The following is an 18407-nucleotide window of genomic DNA, read 5'->3' as shown; positions in this document are numbered from 1 at the left end:
GTCAGCTGGCCTTGGCCAGGTCGTCGCCCTGGCCGGCTCCGTCTGGCGGAGCAGGGGCGTCCTTCAGGAATTTCTCGACCTTGGCGCTCTCTGCGGCCAGCCGCTTGAGTTCCGCAGACGGGCGGGGGGTGGAGGCCGCCAGGGCAGCGACGGACCGGGCGATAGCCAGGAGATGGGGCGCCGAAGCGATCAGCCTGGCCTGGTATTCGATCTTGTGCGGATCACGGTCGTATTCCGCCCCCGGCGTCCGCCAGCCGCCCCAGTCATTGGTGTCGGTGACCACCACAGGAAAGCTGCCGGGAAAGGGATGATGCCGGCAGGCCTCGGCTGTCTGCCACTTGTTGTGGACCCGCAGCAAACGCCAGCGCGGACCCAGATCGACCTCTGCCTCGTCCTCTTCCTGCTCGGCGCGCAGTTCGTGGGCCTGGAAGGAGCGACCCAGGCCGACGTCATAGCTGACCTTGACCGGCTCATCGAAGCCCTGGGCCCAGAGCGGCACAATCTTTTCAATCACCGCCCAGGCGCCAACGCTTTCGACCCAGACGCGCTGGTTGCGGTGAAATACGGCCTTGGCCATGAGGGTGTCCCAAAATGATTCGCCCCATAAAAGCCTGAAATCGTTGACGCCAAGTCAATCTTCCCAGAGGCCCGGCAAGGCGCGTATGGTCGGTTTCAAGATCACAATTGACCGGCCTGAGCCGGGTGAGGGCGGAAATGAATTTCGACTTTTCAGACGACCAGAAATTTCTCAAGGGCGAGGCGAGGAAGTTCCTCGAAGCCAATTGCCCGACCTCCCAGGTCCGCAAGGTGCTGGAAGATGACGCCAAGGCCTATGACGCCGACCTCTGGAAGGCGGTCGCCGCCCAGGGCTGGATGGGCGCGGCAATCCCCGAGGCCCATGGCGGCCTTGGCCTCGGCCACCTCGAGCTCTGCGTGATCGCCGAGGAACTGGGCCGGGTAGTGGCGCCCATCCCCTTCGCCTCGACGGTCTATATCCTCGCCGAAGCCATCATGATGGCCGGCAGCGACGCGCAGAAGGCTACCTACCTCCCGAAGATCGCCGCCGGTGAGATCATCGGCTGCCTGGCGACTTCGGAAGGCCCCGGCGCGGTTTCCGCAGCCACGGTTTCCGCCAGCGTCGAGGGCGGCAAGCTTTCCGGCGTCAAGATCCCGGTGACCGATGGCGATATCGCTGACGTGGCCCTGGTCCTGGCCAAGGAAGGCGGCCAGCCTGGCCTCTACCTGGTGGATATGTCCGGGGTGACCCGCGAGCCGCTCAAGACCCTGGATCCCACCCGGGATGCGGCCAAGGTCACCTTCTCCGGTGCTTCCGCCGAGCGTCTGGGCGGCGCAGGCGAAGGTCTCAACCTGCTGGAGCAGATCCTCGACCGGGCCGCCATCCTGCTGGCCTTCGAGCAGACCGGCGGCGCCGACCGCAGCCTGGAAATGGCCAAGGAATACGCCCTCGAGCGTTATGCCTTCGGCCGCACCATCGCCAGCTATCAGGCCATCAAGCACAAGCTGGCCGATATGTATGTGAAGAACGAACTGGCCCGCTCCAATGCCTATTACGGGGCCTGGGCCCTCAATACCGACGCCAGCGAACTGCCCATCGCCGCCAGCGCCGCCCGGATCGCCGCCTCGGAAGCTTTCTGGTTCGCCTCGAAGGAAAACATCCAGACCCACGGCGGCATCGGCTTCACCTGGCAGATGGATTGCCACTTCTACTATCGGCGCTCCCGCCAGCTTTCTCTGGTGGCCGGCGCGCCCCGGGTCTGGAAGGAACGCCTTGTCAGCCACCTCGAACGCCGTAACGCGGCCGCTTAAGGGAGATTGGGATCATGGATTTCAACGATTCAGCCGAAGAAGCCGCCTACCGCGCCCAGGTGAAGACCTGGCTCGAAGCCAACGCCCCCAAGGCCCACGTGGGGTCTGATCCGGAAGGGGCTGACTCTCTGGGAGCGTCCCGCGCCTGGCAGGCCAAGAAGGCCGCTGCGGGCTATGCCTGCATCACCTGGCCCAAGGAATGGGGCGGTCAGGGCGGCACGCCCCTGCAGAGTGTGATCTTTGGCCAGGAAGAGGCCAAGTATCCGATCCCGGGCAATCCCTTCCAGATCGGTCTTGGCATGTGCGTGCCCACGGTGATGAACTTCGCCGATCAGGCCACCAAGGAACGGTTCGCCGGTCCCGCCATCCGCGGTGAGGAAATCTGGTGCCAGCTGTTCTCCGAGCCGTCTGGCGGTTCCGACGTGGCCGCCGCCCGCACCAAGGCCGAGCGTGCGCCTGACGGGTCGGGCGACTGGATCATCAATGGCCAGAAGGTCTGGACCACGGGCGCCCAGTTCTCGGACTTCGGCATTGTCATTGTCAGAACCGATCCCACCGTGCCCAAGCACAAGGGCCTGACCATGTTCTGGATCGACATGAAGGATCCAGCGGTCGAGGTGAAGCCGATCCATCAGATGTCGGGGGGCTCGGGCTTCAACGAAGTCTTCTTCACCGATCTGCGGATCAAGGACAGCCAGCGACTCGGCGGGATCGGCGATGGCTGGAAGGTCAGCCTGGTCACCCTGATGAACGAGCGCCTCGCCGTTGGCGGCGCCACCGGCATGGGCTGGTCCCAGTTCATGGAAGCCGCCCGCCAGACCCCCGGCATGGACGGCGGCCCGGCCCTGAAGGATAGCTCCCTGCGTGAGAAGCTGGCCGACTGGTATGTCCAGGCCGAAGGCCTGAAGCACACCCGCAACCGCACCATGACCGCCCTGTCCCGGGGCCAGACCCCCGGGCCGGAAAGCTCCATCGGCAAGATCGTCTCTGCGGTGCAGATGCAGGACCTCGCCAATGAGGCCCTAGAAATGCTCGATCAGTACGGCATCATCAATGATGTCGACCTGGCCCCGCAGCATGGCGGGTTCCAGAGCTCGGTCATGTTTGCGCCGGGCCTGCGTATCGCCGGCGGCACGGACGAAATCCTGAAGAACATCATCGCCGAGCGGGTTCTTGGCCTGCCCGGCGATATCCGCGTCGACAAGGACGTAGCCTTCAAGGACATGCCTACAGGCCGTTGACCTACTCCTCTCGCTCCGGGCCGCCACTGGCGGTCCGGACGAGGCTGAGGAATTCACGCCGCAGGCCGAAGGGGTCTTCTCCCCTGGCGCTGTCGGCAAGGGCCTGGATCTGGGTCCAGCCAAAGCGGTCCGAGACCCAGGGGTCATGGCGCAGTTTCTGACTGAAGCCTGCCACAGCCAGGGCCCACCGCGTCGCCTCCGGCGCGCTCGTCACGGTTCGCGAGACATCTTCCCGGTCAATGGGGCGGGAGATCAGGTGTGAGTCCGACTGACCCGGCAGCTTGTAGCGCACCTTCAGGAAGGCCAGTTCGTCGGCCGGTCCATTGGGCGCCGGCGGCCTGACGCGGCCATAGCGCAGGGGATCGCTGGAGGGGGCTGAGCCCGCCGGGGTGATCTCGTAGAGGGCGGTGACCGAGGTTCCCGATCCCACCTCGCCAGCGTCGACCCGGTCATTGTTGAAATCTTCCCGGTTCAGCAGCCGGGTCTCATAGCCGATCAGCCGGTATTCCGAGACCTGGGCCGGATTGAACTCCACCTGGATTTTCACATCGTCGGCTATGGGAAAGAGCGAGCCGGAGAAGTCATCGCGGAAGGTCTTCCGGGCTTCGGACAGGGTGTCGATATAGCCGGCGGTCCCGTTGCCGTTCTGGGCCAGGGCCTGCATCAGGGTGTCGTTGTAATTGCCGCCGCCAAAGCCGTAGACCGAGAGATAGACCCCGGACTTGCGCTTCTCCACCACGAAGTCGGTGAGTTTGGCCGGATCATTGACCCCGACATTGAAGTCGCCATCGGTCATCAGGATCACCCGGTTCACGGCCCGGGGATCGAAATTCCTCTGGGCCACGGCATAGGCCAGGGAGAGGCCCTGGCCGCCCGCCGTCGAGCCGCCGGATTCCAGGGATCCAAGGGCGCAGCGCATTTTCAGTTTCTGGTTGCCCGAAGTCGGGGGCAGGACCTCGCCCGCAGATCCGGCATAGGCGATCATGGCCACACGGTCCTGCGGCCGCAGTTGCGAGACCAGCATGTTGAGCGCCTTGCGGGCCAGGGGCAGGCGCTCTTCCGACGACATGGAGCCCGAGGTGTCGATCAGGAAGACCAGGTTCAGGGGCGGCTGCTCGGTGCGGGGAATGTCATAGCCCTGAAGGCCGATATGCAGGATCTGGCGGTCCGCCGACCAGGGGGAGGGTGTCACCGCCACATAGGGTTTGAAGGGCGTGCGGGGGCTCTCAGGCCTGGCATAGCCATAGTCGAAATAGTTCAGCAGCTCCTCGACCCGGACGGCGTCCGAGGGCGGGGTCTGGCCGTTCTGCAGCATGCGCCGGACATTGGCGTAGGCGGCGGTGTCCACATCGGCCGAAAGGGTCGAGACCGGCTCGTCGGCCGTGCGCTTGACCGGGTTTGCCGTGGCGTGGGGATAGCGTTCGGTTTCCACGTCGCCGGCGATCGGGCGGTTGTAGCCGGGGGGCGGCATGGACTTGGCCGGGGCGATCGCCATTTCGTGCAGGGCGACGGAGGGCGACGCCATGACCATGGGGCTTGGCGGCGGTGGAGGAGGGGTTGGATACATCCGGCCTCCGATGCGACGGTGGACGTACCTGTCTTCCTCGCGGTGTGTGCGAAGGGTATAGCCGACCGCCGCGCAGGCTTCCGCCGTGGGCTCGCCATCCCGCACCGGGAGGGGCGCAGCGATAACCGGGGCCGGAGTGCTGGCGGCGGTTATGAGACAGAGCGCGACCTGGGCGCCTTTACGCAGACTGGACATTTTCCTCGCCTCCTTTTTGGCCCCCATGTTTCACGCTGGATGCAGCCGGGGGCGAAATCTGGGCGAAGGGGTGTTCCTTATGGGTCCAGGGCGGGCGCTATCTCGGGCCTGGTCGCCACACTGGCCGGGAAGGTCGGATTGCGACGGGCCCTGCTCATCTGCTCGAAGGCATAGCCCAGGCTGAGCAGTTTCGCCTCGGACCAGGCCGGGCCCATGAAAGACAGGCCAACGGGCAGGCCGGATACATAGCCCATGGGCACGGTCAGGTGCGGATAGCCTGCGACGGCGGCCAGGCCCGAGGGTGGACCGAAAATGCGGGTTCCGTTGACCGGGTCGACAATGCCGGTTGGGCCGCTCCAGGCGATCAGGGCGTCGAGCCTGTCTTTTGCGATCAGGGCGTCAATGCCTTCTGGCCCGGCCAGCCGTTTGGCATCGGCCCTGGCCTTGAGGTAGGCCGGGTCGTCCAGCCCGGGTCCGGCCTCGCTGGCCATGAAGATCTCCTGCCCGAACAGGGCGGTTTCCCGGGGCTCGGCGGCGTTGAAGGCGATGAGGTCCGCCAGGGTCCGGGTTTTGACCCTGGCCGGATCCGTGGAGGCCAGATAGGCGTTGACCCCGGCCTTGAACTCCGTGCGCAGGATCAGGTCCTCGGCGGCGTTGATCGGCGCAAGGTCCGGCGCCTTGACCTCCACCAGGATCGCCCCGGCGGCTTCCAGCGCCTTGAGGGTCCGGGCGAACACTTCGTCAGCCTGGGGTGACCGGCCTGCAGTGATCCGCAGAATTCCCAGCCGCGCGCCCTTCAGGGCGTTGGGATCAAGGCCTGCTAGATAATTGGTCTTATGAGCGTCTGCCCCGGCCGTCGCCGGGTCAGCTGGATCAGACCCGGCCATGGCCGTCAGCATGGCGGCGGCGTCGGCCACATGGCGGGTCATGGGCCCGGCAGTGTCCTGGCTGGCCGAGATCGGGATGATGAAGGTTCTTGAGACCAGACCGACCGTGGGCTTGAGCCCCACCAGGCCGTTGATGGCCGAAGGACAGGTGATGGAGCCGTCTGTTTCGGTGCCGACGCCCCCGGCCGCCAGGCCTGAAGCTATGGCTGACCCCGTTCCGGCGCTGGAGCCGCAGGAACTGCGATCAAGACCATAGGGGTTCCGCACCAGACCACCCATGGCGCTCCAGCCGCTGATCGACCGGGTGGAGCGGTAGTTGGCCCATTCCGACAGGTTGGTCTTGCCCAGGATTACCGCGCCGGCGTCGGTCAGGCGCTTGACCAGGGGCGCGTCGCGGTTGGTGACATTGGCCTTGAGGGCCAGGGAACCGGCGGTGGTCGCCGTATCATCGGCGGACTCGATATTGTCCTTCAGCAGAATGGGCAGGCCGTGGAGTGGGCCACGCACATGGCCGGCCTTACGCTCGGCGTCGAGGGCCCGGGCGTCTGCGATGGCGTGGGGATTGAGGGCGATGATGCTGTTGAGCTTCGGACCCTGACGGTCCAGGTCCCTGATCCTGGCCAGATAGGCCTGGGTGATCGAGACCGACGATGCCTTGCCCGCGGCGATCTGCGCCCGCATCTCGCCCATGGATCGGAAGGCAGGATCGTCCTCGGCGCATGCACCACTTGTCGCCGCAAGGATGAGGCCCGCCGCCAGCACCGCCCGTTTCATGTCGCGTCTCCCGGTTTGGTAGACGCCATTGGACAGATCGCAGGCGGACTTGGCCAGAGCGGCGTGAAGAAAGGTCGCCCTTTCCTCACGCCGACCGGAATTGAGGCGCTCTAGAACGCCTTGCGTACCGTGATGAAGGCCTGGCGGGGAGCGGCCGTCAGCAGGGTCTGGTTGTCGCCAGCGTATCCAAAGCCGTTGGAGCCGATGGTCGAGATGTACTGCTTGTCGAACAGGTTGGTGATGTTGGCCTGGATCTCCAGCCCCTTGGTCAGACCTTCACCTTCGAAGCGATAGCCCGCCGAGAAGTCAGCGGTCGTCACCGAAGGCACGCTCTGGTCGTTGGTGTAGGTGAAGAAGCGCTTGGAGGTCATGTGGGCCGCCAGCTTGGCGAACCAGCCGTTCTGGTCGTAGGCGATCTCGGCGTTGAACAGGTGCTTGGGCGTGTCGGTGACCGTCTTGCCCGAGATACGCTGCAGGACCGCGCCCGAGGTCGGATCGAGCACATTGTCCGAATAGGTGCTGTCGTTGAAGGCGTAGGAGCCGAACAGGGTCCAGGCGTCTGACATCTTCCAGGTGGCGGCGGTTTCAAAGCCCCTGGACTTCACACCGCCGACATTGGAGAGGACGGTCGGATTGCCGACAATGCCGGCGCCGGTGGAATTGCCCAGCAGGCGGTTCTCGAACTCGACATAATAGACCGCCGCGACGCCCTGGACAGGGCCGGTGTTGAAGCGCCAGCCGGCTTCCAGGGTCCTGGAGGTTTCCGGCTGAAGGGTCAGGGCCTTGCCATTTGCGAGTTTGGTCTTGCCGATGATCAGGTCGAAGGTCGCCTGGTTGCCGGCGAAGGGCGAGGCGCCAGTGTGGGCGGCGCCGAAGGCCCGCATGTTCTCGGTATAGCCGGCGAACAGCTCGTGGTCGGCATTGACCCGGTAGCTGACACCCACCTGTGGCAGGAAGCCTTCATTGGACGTGATGGTTCCTGCCAGGACCGGCGCGCCCTGGATGGTGGCCGCGGTGGCGTCGACCTTCAGGGCCTTGAAGCCGAAATTGACCTTCAGGGCGTCGGTGACGGACCACACATCTTCCAGATAGCCCTGGGTGGTCCTGGTCTTGAAGGCGTACTCCCACTGGGTGGCGAAGGGGCTGCTCATGAAGTCCAGGGACGAGCGCGGAGAGGCCAGGTCCAGACCGTAGAACCGGCGGGCCTGGTTGAACTTGTTTTCCTCAAACCAGCCACCGAAGCTGATGGCGTGATCTCCGACAACCCAGGTGGCGTTACCGATCACGCCAAGACGGTTGATGGCGTATTCGGTGGTGCGGACCGAGATGGGCGCGTTGTTGGTGGTGGCGGTTGCGACGCCATAGAGCGGCGACGGCACATAGGGTGTGTACCAGGTGCCCTGGCCGCTATTGGTGTGGCCATAGACCTTGCCGTCGACCTTCAACGGCCCGACGGGTCCCGACAGGCTCAGGTTCCACAACCGGTCATCGCGCAGGCCGGAAGCATCATAATAGCTGTCGTCAACGCACTTGATCTTGCCCGGATAGGGGTTGGCGCCGGCGCCGGTATAGCAGCCATTGCCATCGAGGATGGGCGTAGCGCCTGCATAGTTGGCGGCGGTGTTGTAGGCCCTGGCGATCTGGACCGCGTCAGCCCAACGGCCGGTATTGTTGTCCAGGTTGTAGCCCAGGCGCTTGATCATATCGAACGACAGGTCCTGGTAGTCGTTCTCACGGCGCTTGGAATAGTCGTAGAGGCCGGTCAGGTTGAAGTCGCCGATGGGCTGGACGAACTTGAAGCCGATCTGCTCCTGTTTCTGCTCGCCCTGACCCTTCCACTTGTCGGCCTGCTGGCGGGCATAGGAGATGAAGGCCTTGCCGCCGGAGGGCAGCAGGCCGGTCTCGCCGCGCAGGAAGATCCGCGAGGTATTGTCCGAGCCATAGGTCGCCGAGACCAGACCACCCAGGGTGTCGGACGGGGTGCGGCTGGCGAACTGCAGGGCGCCGCCCAGGTTCGAGGTCGAAGCCGTCTGCAGGGCGCCGGCGCCCTGGGCCAGCTTCACGCCGCCGAGGTCTTCAGAGGCGATGGCGCGGCTGATGTGCAGGCCGTTGAAATTGCCATAGCTCATATCCCCCAGCGGAACGCCGTCCAGGGTGAAGCCGAGCTGGTTCTGGTTGAAGCCACGGATCGAGATGCGGGTGGACCACTCATAGGACCCAAAGGCGTCCGAGGACTGGAAGTTCACGCCCGGCAGCTTTTCCACCAGCTTGATCGGGCTTGTGCCCGGCGTAGCCTGGGCGATTTCCTGGACCGGAATTTCCTGGACCTGGCGGCTTTCACCCTTGCCGTAAATGACGATTTCTTCGACTTCGGTGGTCGCGGCGGACGTCGCGGCGACATCAGTGGCCCAGGCCGGGCCGACAACCAGAGTCAGTGCTGCAGCGGCGACGCCGCTCAAGAGTTCAATCTTCATGTCATACCCCATTCGGCGGGCGAGCCCCGCACGTGAGGGTGGTGGGTAGTCGCCATTTGTGACGCTTCGGCTGCGGATTTGCGCCGGAGTTGTGAACCTTTTGACCCTGCCCCTCGGGCAGGGCGAATGCGCAACATTGCGCTCGGGCCCTGCGACCGCTATCTCCCGCCCCAAACCCCCATCCTCAGATCAGTGAGCCGGACGCCCCATGGCGCAGCAGTACATTTTCCAGATGCAGGGCCTGACCAAGGCCTTTCCGGGCGGCAAGAAGGTGTTCGAGAACATCTGGCTGTCCTTCTATTCCGACGCCAAGATCGGCGTGGTCGGGGTCAACGGCTCGGGTAAGTCGACCCTGCTCAAGATCATGGCCGGCATCGACAAGGAATTCAGCGGCGAGGCCAAGGCCGCCGACGGCGTCAAGATGGGCTATCTGGAACAGGAGCCCCACCTGGACGAGAACCTCGATGTCTGGGGCAATGTCATTTCCTGGTGCGAGGAAAAGCAGATCGTCGATCGCTACAACGCCATCGCGGCGGAACTGGGTGAGAACTATACCGACGAGCTGATGGAGGAGATGACCGCCCTCCAGGAGAAGATCGACGCCGGCGACCTCTGGGACATCGACTCCAAGGTCGAGATGGCCATGGGCGCCCTGCGCTGCCCGCCTGACGACTGGAAGGTCGACAACCTGTCCGGCGGTGAAAAGCGCCGGGTCGCCCTGGCGCGCCTGCTGCTGTCCAAGCCCGACATGCTGTTGCTGGACGAACCGACCAACCACCTGGACGCCGAGAGCGTGGCCTGGCTGCAGCACCACCTGGAATCCTTCCCAGGCTGTGTCATCCTGGTGACCCACGACCGCTACTTCCTGGATCAGGTGACCAAGTGGACCCTGGAACTCGACCGCGGCAAGGGCATACCCTACGAAGGCAATTATTCCGGCTGGCTGGAACAGAAGACCAAGCGGATCGTCCAGGAGCAGTCCGAGTCCGAAGCCCGCCAGCGCGCCATGAAGCGCGAACTGGAATGGGTGCGGTCCGGCGCCAAGGCCCGCCAGGCCAAGTCCAAGGCCCGTCTGGCCGCCTATGACGACATGGTCCGCGAGCAGGAACAGGCGCGCGGCGCCCAGACCTTCGCCACCATCCAGATCCCGCCTGGCCCGCGCCTGGGCAATGTGGTGCTGGAGGCCGACAATCTCAGCAAGGCCTATGGCGACAAGGTGCTGTTCGAGAACCTCTCCTTCAAGCTGCCGCCCAACGGCATTGTCGGCGTGATCGGCCCGAACGGCGCCGGCAAGTCGACCCTGTTCCGGATCATCACCGGCCAGGAACAACCCGACAGCGGAACCTTCCGACTGGGCGAGACCGTCAAGCTCTCCTATGTGGACCAGAGCCGCGATGCGCTAGATCCCAACAAGACCATCTGGCAGGAGGTCAGCCAGGGGCTGGACATCCTCACTGTCGGCAAGCGGGAGATCAACACCCGCTCCTATGTGGGCTCGTTCAACTTCAAGGGCGGCGACCAGCAGAAGAAGGTCGGCCAGCTGTCAGGCGGTGAGCGCAACCGCGTCCACCTGGCCAAGACCCTGACCACCGGCGGCAATGTCATCCTGCTGGACGAACCGACCAACGACCTGGACATCGAGACCCTGCAGAACCTGGAAGAGGCCCTCGACGAATTCGCCGGCTGCGCCGTGGTCATCAGCCACGACCGCTGGTTCCTGGACCGCCTCTGCACCCACATCCTGGCCTTCGAGGGCGACAGCCATGTGGAATGGTTCGAAGGCAATTTCGAAGCCTACGAAGATGACAAGAAGCGCCGCCTGGGTGCCGACAGCCTGATCCCCAGCCGGATCAAGTTCCAGAAGTTCGGACGGTAGGCGGGGCGGGGACAGGGCCCCCGTCTCGACCGGATTCCCCTATTGGGTGAGTTCGGTTGAGGCCTTGACGAATACTACCCCTAAGTTGTCCACTTGGATCGTGGCGCAGAGCGACTCTGCGCGCCGATCGATCAATGCCGCGCCTGGAGCGGGCGGGGGCGGGCTGGCAATTGGGGACTGATCATGGCGACGTATTATTTCGAGACGATCACGGCGGATCAGGCTTTGAATTTCGGTCCGTCCGATGAGATCCAAATTCGATACTTGAACGAAGATTATCCTCCTCGTGTCTCATTTGTGGCAGCTAATGGGTCGGCGCCTGCGCACGTCGATCTAACATATGGATCCCGAACTGTTTCCTTCGGACCAGGCATATATAGTACCTCTCAGCCTATATACGGCGCCAGCAACTCCACATTACTGATCATTGGGAATCCAAATGCGAGCTACATTCATAGCGGTGGATCAGAATCTGACTTGATCTTCGCCGCTGGGGGAAAAGACACGGTATTGGGCGGTGCGGGCGATGATGTTTTGGTGGGAGGCGCGGGCGCGGACCGGATCGATGGCGGAGATGGCGACGATTCCTTGTACAGTGGTCAGGTACCCTTGCCCGGTGATTGGGCGATCCCGGGTGCGCCTTCCGCTTCCTTTCAATTCGACACGGGATCCGAGGTCGATACCCTAATCGGAGGGAACGGTTCCGACCAAATCTATGCTGGATATGGCGACAATATCGACGGCGGGGCGAATGGTGCTCGGGGTGACTCTCTTTTCATCAGCTTTCAGGGGGCTCCATCCGGCGTGACAGCCGACTTCGGACTGGAGAGCCAAACCATCGGCGGAGGATTTATCACCGGCATTGAAAGTATCAACTATGTAGAAGGGAGCCAGTTTAATGACAAGATCACCCTACGCCCAAACCTAATCAACTATTATGAAAGTACGTTTGTCCGGGGCATGGGTGGAAACGACACCATAGTTGCTGGGTACAATACAAATTATATCTATGGTGACGAGGGCAATGATTTTCTTGATGGACGGCTAAGTCAATACCTCAATCTCATTGAAGGTGGTGAAGGCAACGACACAATCTACTCGACGATCAACGGCCGCGCGCAATCGAATGGTGGTGCAGGCAATGATGTAATCTACGGGAATGGGCTCACCCATGGTGGGTTGGGCAACGATACGATCGTCATGCAATCTGGAGCGATGGTCTTTGGCGATGAGGGCAATGACCAAATCACGATGAGCGAAAATCTCCGATTTGGCAGTCCCAACGATGCTGCAGCAGGCGGCTCGGGTGCCGATACTCTGATTGGCAGTAGCCAAGATGACTATCTCTATTCGGGGGACTTCATACCGGGCCGACCCGACCCTGCTGATGATATGGGCAATGAGCGTGATCGGTTATCTGGCGGTGCCGGGAACGATTTCCTAGCCATCGGTTATGGGGACGATGCGGATGGCGGTGATGGGTTTGACATCCTACGTCTATCGTTTGGTGGACGAAGCACTGGTGTAACGTTTGCCGTTTCCAGCTTCGTGCCGGGTGCTGCCCTTAATGTCGGCGGTGGCGTCATCCAGAACTTTGAACGTCTAGCCTACGTCAGAGGAACCGAGTTTGCTGACATCCTGACTGGCCAACCAGGGTCCCTAGATACGGTATTCGATGGCGGCGGAGGCGATGATCAGATTGTTGACGCTCGTCTCGCATCTGGGGGGGCCGGAAATGACAGCCTTTCAGGGACAGGCGGCGGCGATACTCTCGCCGGTGGCGCTGGGAACGACAAACTGAACGGCGGGAGTGGCAATGACAGCCTTTCTGGCGGGGTCGGGCAAGACACTGTCTTCGGGGATGATGGAGACGATACGCTCTCCGGAGACGGCGGCGGTTATTTGTTAGGCGGAAATGGGGCTGACTCTTTGGCTTTGGGCTACGGCGGCGGCAATGCCTTTGGTGGTCTCGGCAATGACCAAATCACTGCCGGAAACGGCGTGAACTCCCTCCATGGCGATGAGGGCGATGATACGCTTGTGGGCAGCAATGCCGACGACTACGTCGCTCACGTGGCTGAGTATTTCGGTGGTGTTGGCAATGACTCGCTTAGGGCGAGCTTAGGCGCAGAAACCCTACATGGCGATGAGGGGAACGACACAATTGCTGGCGGCCAGCTCATGAGTGGTGGAGACGGAAATGACATGATCTTTGCCAGCAGTGGCGTGGCCTATGGCGACGCAGGCAATGACACAATCTCCTTGGTGAATTCATATGGTGTAGATACCAAACTCTATGGTGGAACTGGGAATGACAGCCTGACCGGCGGTGCCACTACGGACAGGATTTTCGGTGACGATGGCAATGACACCCTGCAAGCTGGTTCGGCTGGTGGCGAGCTCTTCGGCGGGGTTGGCAATGACAGCCTAGCCGGCGGAACAGGCGCGTCGACCTTCAATGGCGGTGATGGAAATGATCTTGGCGTTGGCGGTTCTGGCAATGAGCTGTTCGATGGCGGAGCTGGAAATGACTCCCTGAACGGTGGCGCCGGAAATGACTCCCTGAACGGTGGCGCTGGCAATGACACCCTGATGGGCGGCGCTGGAAATGACAGCCTGAGCGGCGACAGCGGTAACGACTATCTTGTTGGCGGGGACAACAGGGACACGCTGAGCGGCGGTGATGGCAATGACACCCTGATCGCCAACTCATCAGGCGCCGGGATCGTCTACGGTGGCGACGGCGATGACCGGTTCACAGGTGGGACCGGAGCCGACACTTTTGTAGGCGGCGCTGGCCAGGACACGGTGGATTACAGCGCATTTGGCGCAGGGGTGGATGTAAACCTCTCCATGGCCCGAGGCGCGGGCGGCGACAGCCTGCCCGGGGTCGAGGGGGTCATCGGCACAGCCTTGGGCGACACCATGGTCGGCGGCAGTTACGGCATGAACATGATGTTCGGCGGCGGCGGCAATGACAGCCTGATAGGCGGTCTCAGCGCCTCAAAAGTGTATGGCGAGGAGGGAAATGACACCCTCACAGCCGGCCCAAGAGACTCGGAACTGTTCGGAGGCAATGGCAATGACCTCCTGCAGGACACCATGCCTTCGGTGGGGACGAAAATGTTCGGGGATGGGGGCAATGACACCCTGATCTCCGGATCAGGCAATGGCGAGGCCCACGGCGGATCGGGCAATGATAGCCTGGCTGGCGGAACTGGAGCGTCCCTCCATTTCGGCGATGAAGGCAATGACAGCTTTACTGGCGCCGCGGGGGCATCGACCTTCAATGGCGGTGATGGAAATGATCTTGGCGTTGGCGGTTCTGGCAATGAGCTGTTCGATGGCGGAGCTGGAAATGACTCCCTGAACGGTGGCGCAGGCGATGACAGCCTCAGCGGCGGCGACGGGAATGATTATTTGCTGGGCGGGAGTGGCAGCGACACGCTGAGCGGCGGTTCGGGCAATGATACACTGGATGGCAGTGGGCCCATTGTGGACCCATTCCCTCTCTCATCCGTCTTCTCTGGCGGAGCCGGCAATGATCTGATCATCGGTAGCGAACATGGCTCGGGTCTTCGGGGGGATGAGGGCGACGACACCTTGATCGCCAATTCTCTCGTCGGCACCAACATGAATGGCGGCGCAGGCAATGACAGCCTGATGGCCACCACGGGCAGTGGCACCCTGACCGGCGAAGACGGCAATGATACTCTGATATCAGGAACCTACTCTGACCGTCTGTTGGGCGGTGCAGGTAATGACCAGCTCCGGAGCGGGGCGGGAAATGATTCATTGTCGACCGGTTCGGGCATGGACACCGCGTTCGGGGAAGACGGCAATGACAGCTTGGCGTCTGATGGTGGCGGTCAGCTCTACGGTGGGAATGGCCGGGATTTTCTGACCGGAGGTAGTGGGGCGACCAGCCTCTACGGGGATGAGGACAACGACACCCTGGTGGCCGGATCGAGCCTGAACGTCCTATTCGGCGGAAATGGCGCCGATAGCCTGAGCGGTGGCTTAACCAGCGCCAAAATGTTTGGTGAGGACGGCAATGACTCGCTTCAGGCGGGGTCAGGCGGCGGCGAAGCTCACGGCGGGGCCGGCAATGACAGCCTGGCCGGTGGAACGGGTGCGTCCTTCCTGTTCGGACAGGATGGAAACGACACCCTGCTCGCCCAGGGCAGCCTGAACCAGCTGTTCGGCGGGATCGGCAATGACGTCCTGGCGGGCGGGACCACCTCGGCCAAGATGTTCGGCGAGGATGGCAATGACACCCTGACTGCGGGCTCTTCGGGCGGTGAAGTCTTCGGCGGCGCGGGCGACGACAAATTGTCTGGTGGCGCGGGGGCTTCCTTCCTGTTCGGCGAGGACGGCAATGACACCCTGGCGGCCCAGGCCAACGCCAACCAGCTGTTCGGGGGGGCGGGCAATGACATGTTGTCGGGCGGAACCACCTCGGCCAAGATGTTCGGCGAGGCGGGCAATGACACCCTGACCGCAGGCTCGGCTGGCGGCGAAGTCTTTGGTGGCGCGGGCAATGACAGCCTGGCCGGCGGGACGGGCGCCTCCTTCCTGTTCGGCGAGGATGGCAATGACACCCTGCTGGCCCAGGGCAATGCCAACGAGCTGCACGGCGGGCTGGGCAATGACAGCCTGTCGGGCGGAAACACCTCGGCCAAGATGTTCGGGGAAGAGGGCAATGACACCCTCGCGTCTGGAATCGGCGGAGGTGAGGCCTTCGGTGGGGTCGGCAATGACAGCCTGGCCGGTGGCGGCGGCAAGGACGCCCTCTATGGCGGCGACGGCGCTGACACCCTGTCAGGCGGCGGGGCCGATGACTCCCTGATCGGCGGCGCGGGGTCCGATGTGCTGACCGGTGGGGCCGGAGCGGACGTCTTCTACTTCGCCGCGGGGGACTCCACCAAGGTCGCCTCCACCATGGACCGCATCACCGACTTCACCATTGGCGCAGACAAGCTGGCCGTAGGGGTCACCGCCACGGCGGCCAACACCCTGCTCGGCCAGTCGGCCACCAGCTTTGCGGCGGCCCTGACCCAGGCGACCTCGCTGATCTCGGCAGGAACCCGGGACATCGTGGTGGTGACGGTCACCGGTGTTGATGCCGGCGCCTATGTCTTCGTCGACAGCGGGGCGACCAATAGCGTCAACCTGGCCATCAAGCTGACCACACCGGCCAGCGTCGGTCTGGGCGACTTCGTCTAGGAGCTTTGAACAGGTTCCTCGCGCCAGACCGGGGCGAGGAACCTGTTTACCCTTCGTGACGATAATACCGCTTCCACAGCCTGCTGAAGCGGACCTTTCGACCTTGACCCTTGCCGAGCGACGCGAGTCCCTGTCCCAGAGCTTCCGGCGCAAGCGGGTGGCGGTCTTCCTGCCCCTGATCGAGGCGGCCTTCCAGCGCACAGGCAACTGCCGGATCATCGATCTGGGCGGCCGGGCCAATTACTGGGACCTGTTCGACCGGGGCTTCCTGGAGGCCAACAAGGTCCATGTGACCACGGTCAATCTCGAGACCCCCGGGGGCGTCTCTGACCCCATGTTCACCGAGATCCAGGGCGACACCCTGAACCTGCCCCAGTTCGGCGACCTCTCTTTTGACATCGCCCACTCAAACTCGGTGATCGAGCATGTGGGCGATTGGGGAAACATGGAGCGGTTCGCCGCCGAGGCCCGCCGCCTGGCCCCGGCGTACTTCGTCCAGACGCCCTATTACTGGTTTCCCGTGGAGCCGCACTTTACCGCGCCTTTCTTCCACTGGCTGCCGGAAGGGGTGCGGGCCAGCCGGATGCTGCGTAGGGCCCACGGCTGGGCGCCCAGGAGTTCAGACATGGGCGAGGCCATGCGGCACGTGCAAAGCGCCCGCCTGCTGGACAGGGCCCAGATGCGCTACCTGTTCCCGGACGGTCGACTGGTCGAGGAAAAGGTGTTCGGCCTCACCAAGTCCCTGATGGTCGTCAAACCGTAAGGTTTTTCCTTGGCGCGCATTTGATCCGGAAACCGACATCCACTTTCCGGAACGCGCTCTACACGTCGAACCTGACGCCCTGGGCCAGGGGCAGGTCCTGGGAATAGTTCACCGTATTGGTGGCCCGGCGCATATAGGCCTTCCAGGAATCTGACCCGGCCTCGCGGCCGCCGCCGGTTTCCTTCTCGCCGCCAAAGGCCCCGCCGATCTCGGCGCCGGACGGGCCGATATTGATATTGGCGATGCCGCAGTCCGAGCCCACATCGCTGACGAACAGCTCGGCCTCGCGGATGTCATTGGTGAAGATGGACGAGGCCAGGCCCGCCGCTGTGGCGTTCTGCAGGGCGATGGCGTCGTCGAGATCACGATAGCGCACCACATAGAGGATGGGGGCGAAGGTCTCGCGCAACATGGGGCCGGTCTGGGCGGGCATTTCCACAATGGCCGGGCGGACATAGACGCCGGGGCGCTCGACCCGCTGGCCGCCGTGGACCACGCCGCCTTCGGAAATGGCTTCGGTGAGGGCGATCTGCATGGCGTTGTAGGCCGCCTCGTCGATCAGCGGCCCGACCAGGGTGCCCTCGGCCCGGGGATCGCCCACCGGCACAGAGGCATAGGCCGCCTTCAGGCGGGTGATCAGGGCGTCGGCCACGTCCTCATGGACGAAGAGCCGGCGCAGGGTTGTGCACCTCTGCCCCGCCGTACCCATGGCGGAGAAGGCGACGCCCCGCAGGGTCAGCTCCAGGTCAGCGCTCGGGGCGACAATGGCGGCGTTGTTTCCGCCCAGCTCAAGGATGGCCCGGGCGAAGCGGGCGGCCAGGACCGGGCCCACGGCGGCGCCCATGCGGGTGGAGCCGGTGGCCGACAGCACGGCGACCTTGGGGTGGGCCACCAGGGCCGCGCCTACATCGCCCCGGCCCTGCAGGACCTGGCTCAGATGGGCCGGCGCGTCGCCGAACCGGGCGACGGCCTTGAGGAAGACCGACTGGACGGCCTCTGCGGTCAGGGGGGTCTTCTCCGAGGGCTTCCAGACCACGGGGTCGCCGCAGACCAGGGCCAGGGCCGCATTCCAGCACCAGACCGCCACAGGGAAGTTGAAGGCCGAGATCACGCCGCAGACGCCGATGGGGTGCCAGGTCTCCATCATCCGGTGGCCCGGCCGCTCGGTGGCGATGGTCAGGCCATGCAGCTGTCGCGACAGGCCGACGGCGAAGTCGCAGATGTCGATCATCTCCTGGACCTCGCCCAGGCCCTCGGAGGTGACCTTGCCGGCTTCCAGCGCCACCAGACGGCCGAGGTCGGCCTTGGCAATCCGCAGCTCTTCGCCGAACAGGCGGATCAGCTCGCCCCGGCGCGGCGCGGGAACCTTGCGCCAGGACAGGAAAGCCTGATGGGCGGCTTCAACGGCGGCGTTTGCCTCGTCCACCGTATTGGCCCGCAGGGTGGCCAGGACCGTGCCGTCCACCGGCGAGCGGGCCGGAATGTCGCCGCCCTCCAGGGCCTTCAGGCTGACGCCCAGATTGGACAGGGTCGCCAGGGCGTCGTCACGAACGGAGGGCAGGGTCATGGCAGGTCTC

At 63.7% G+C, this 18407-nt stretch carries 10 protein-coding genes; 5 read left to right on the top strand and 5 right to left on the bottom strand.

Translation table 11 applies throughout. The features are described 5' to 3' along the window. Window position 1: 1 nt before the first annotated feature. On the bottom strand, window positions 2-577 hold the full coding sequence (locus CFE28_13690) for a hypothetical protein (protein OYU70952.1): 576 nt from the start codon (window positions 575-577) through the stop codon (window positions 2-4). 137 nt (window positions 578-714) lie between these two features. Here CFE28_13690 and CFE28_13685 point away from each other — a divergent pair, with 137 nt between their 5' ends. Further along, window positions 715-1827 (top strand): acyl-CoA dehydrogenase, encoded by a 1113-nt coding sequence (locus CFE28_13685; protein ID OYU71715.1) that lies wholly within the window; start codon window positions 715-717, stop codon window positions 1825-1827. Between the two features lie 14 nt (window positions 1828-1841). After that, entirely contained in the window at window positions 1842-3068 is a 1227-nt protein-coding gene (locus CFE28_13680) for an acyl-CoA dehydrogenase (protein ID OYU70951.1), read from the top strand. 1 nt (window position 3069) lies between these two features. Here the strand turns inward: CFE28_13680 and CFE28_13675 are convergent, their stop codons facing one another. The 3 genes from CFE28_13675 to CFE28_13665 form a co-directional block, all read right to left on the bottom strand. After that, entirely contained in the window at window positions 3070-4830 is a 1761-nt protein-coding gene (locus CFE28_13675) for a hypothetical protein (GenBank protein ID OYU70950.1), read from the bottom strand. 77 nt (window positions 4831-4907) lie between these two features. Then, window positions 4908-6491, bottom strand: a complete 1584-nt coding sequence (locus CFE28_13670) for an amidase (protein OYU70949.1) — start codon at window positions 6489-6491, stop codon at window positions 4908-4910. Between the two features lie 110 nt (window positions 6492-6601). Then, window positions 6602-8965 (bottom strand): TonB-dependent receptor, encoded by a 2364-nt coding sequence (locus CFE28_13665; GenBank protein ID OYU71714.1) that lies wholly within the window; start codon window positions 8963-8965, stop codon window positions 6602-6604. A gap of 208 nt (window positions 8966-9173) precedes the next feature. Between CFE28_13665 and CFE28_13660 the strand changes: the two genes are divergently transcribed. From CFE28_13660 to CFE28_13650, 3 genes are all read left to right on the top strand, one after another. Beyond that, window positions 9174-10841 (top strand): energy-dependent translational throttle protein EttA, encoded by a 1668-nt coding sequence (locus tag CFE28_13660; GenBank protein OYU70948.1) that lies wholly within the window; start codon window positions 9174-9176, stop codon window positions 10839-10841. Window positions 10842-11024: 183 nt separating this feature from the next. Further along, window positions 11025-16067, top strand: coding sequence for a hypothetical protein (locus CFE28_13655; GenBank protein ID OYU70947.1), 5043 nt, complete (start codon window positions 11025-11027; stop codon window positions 16065-16067). Between the two features lie 103 nt (window positions 16068-16170). After that, window positions 16171-16830, top strand: a complete 660-nt coding sequence (locus tag CFE28_13650; GenBank protein ID OYU70946.1) for a methyltransferase type 11 — start codon at window positions 16171-16173, stop codon at window positions 16828-16830. A gap of 58 nt (window positions 16831-16888) precedes the next feature. Here CFE28_13650 and CFE28_13645 read toward each other — a convergent pair whose 3' ends face one another. Then, on the bottom strand, window positions 16889-18397 hold the full coding sequence (locus CFE28_13645; protein ID OYU70945.1) for an aldehyde dehydrogenase family protein: 1509 nt from the start codon (window positions 18395-18397) through the stop codon (window positions 16889-16891). Window positions 18398-18407 lie beyond the last annotated feature (10 nt).

The organism is Alphaproteobacteria bacterium PA2, from assembly GCA_002256425.1.
In the GTDB taxonomy this organism is placed as follows: Bacteria; Pseudomonadota; Alphaproteobacteria; order Caulobacterales; family Caulobacteraceae; genus Phenylobacterium.
Note: the sequence above shows the minus strand (reverse complement) of the source record. Positions and strands in the feature narration are given on the sequence as shown.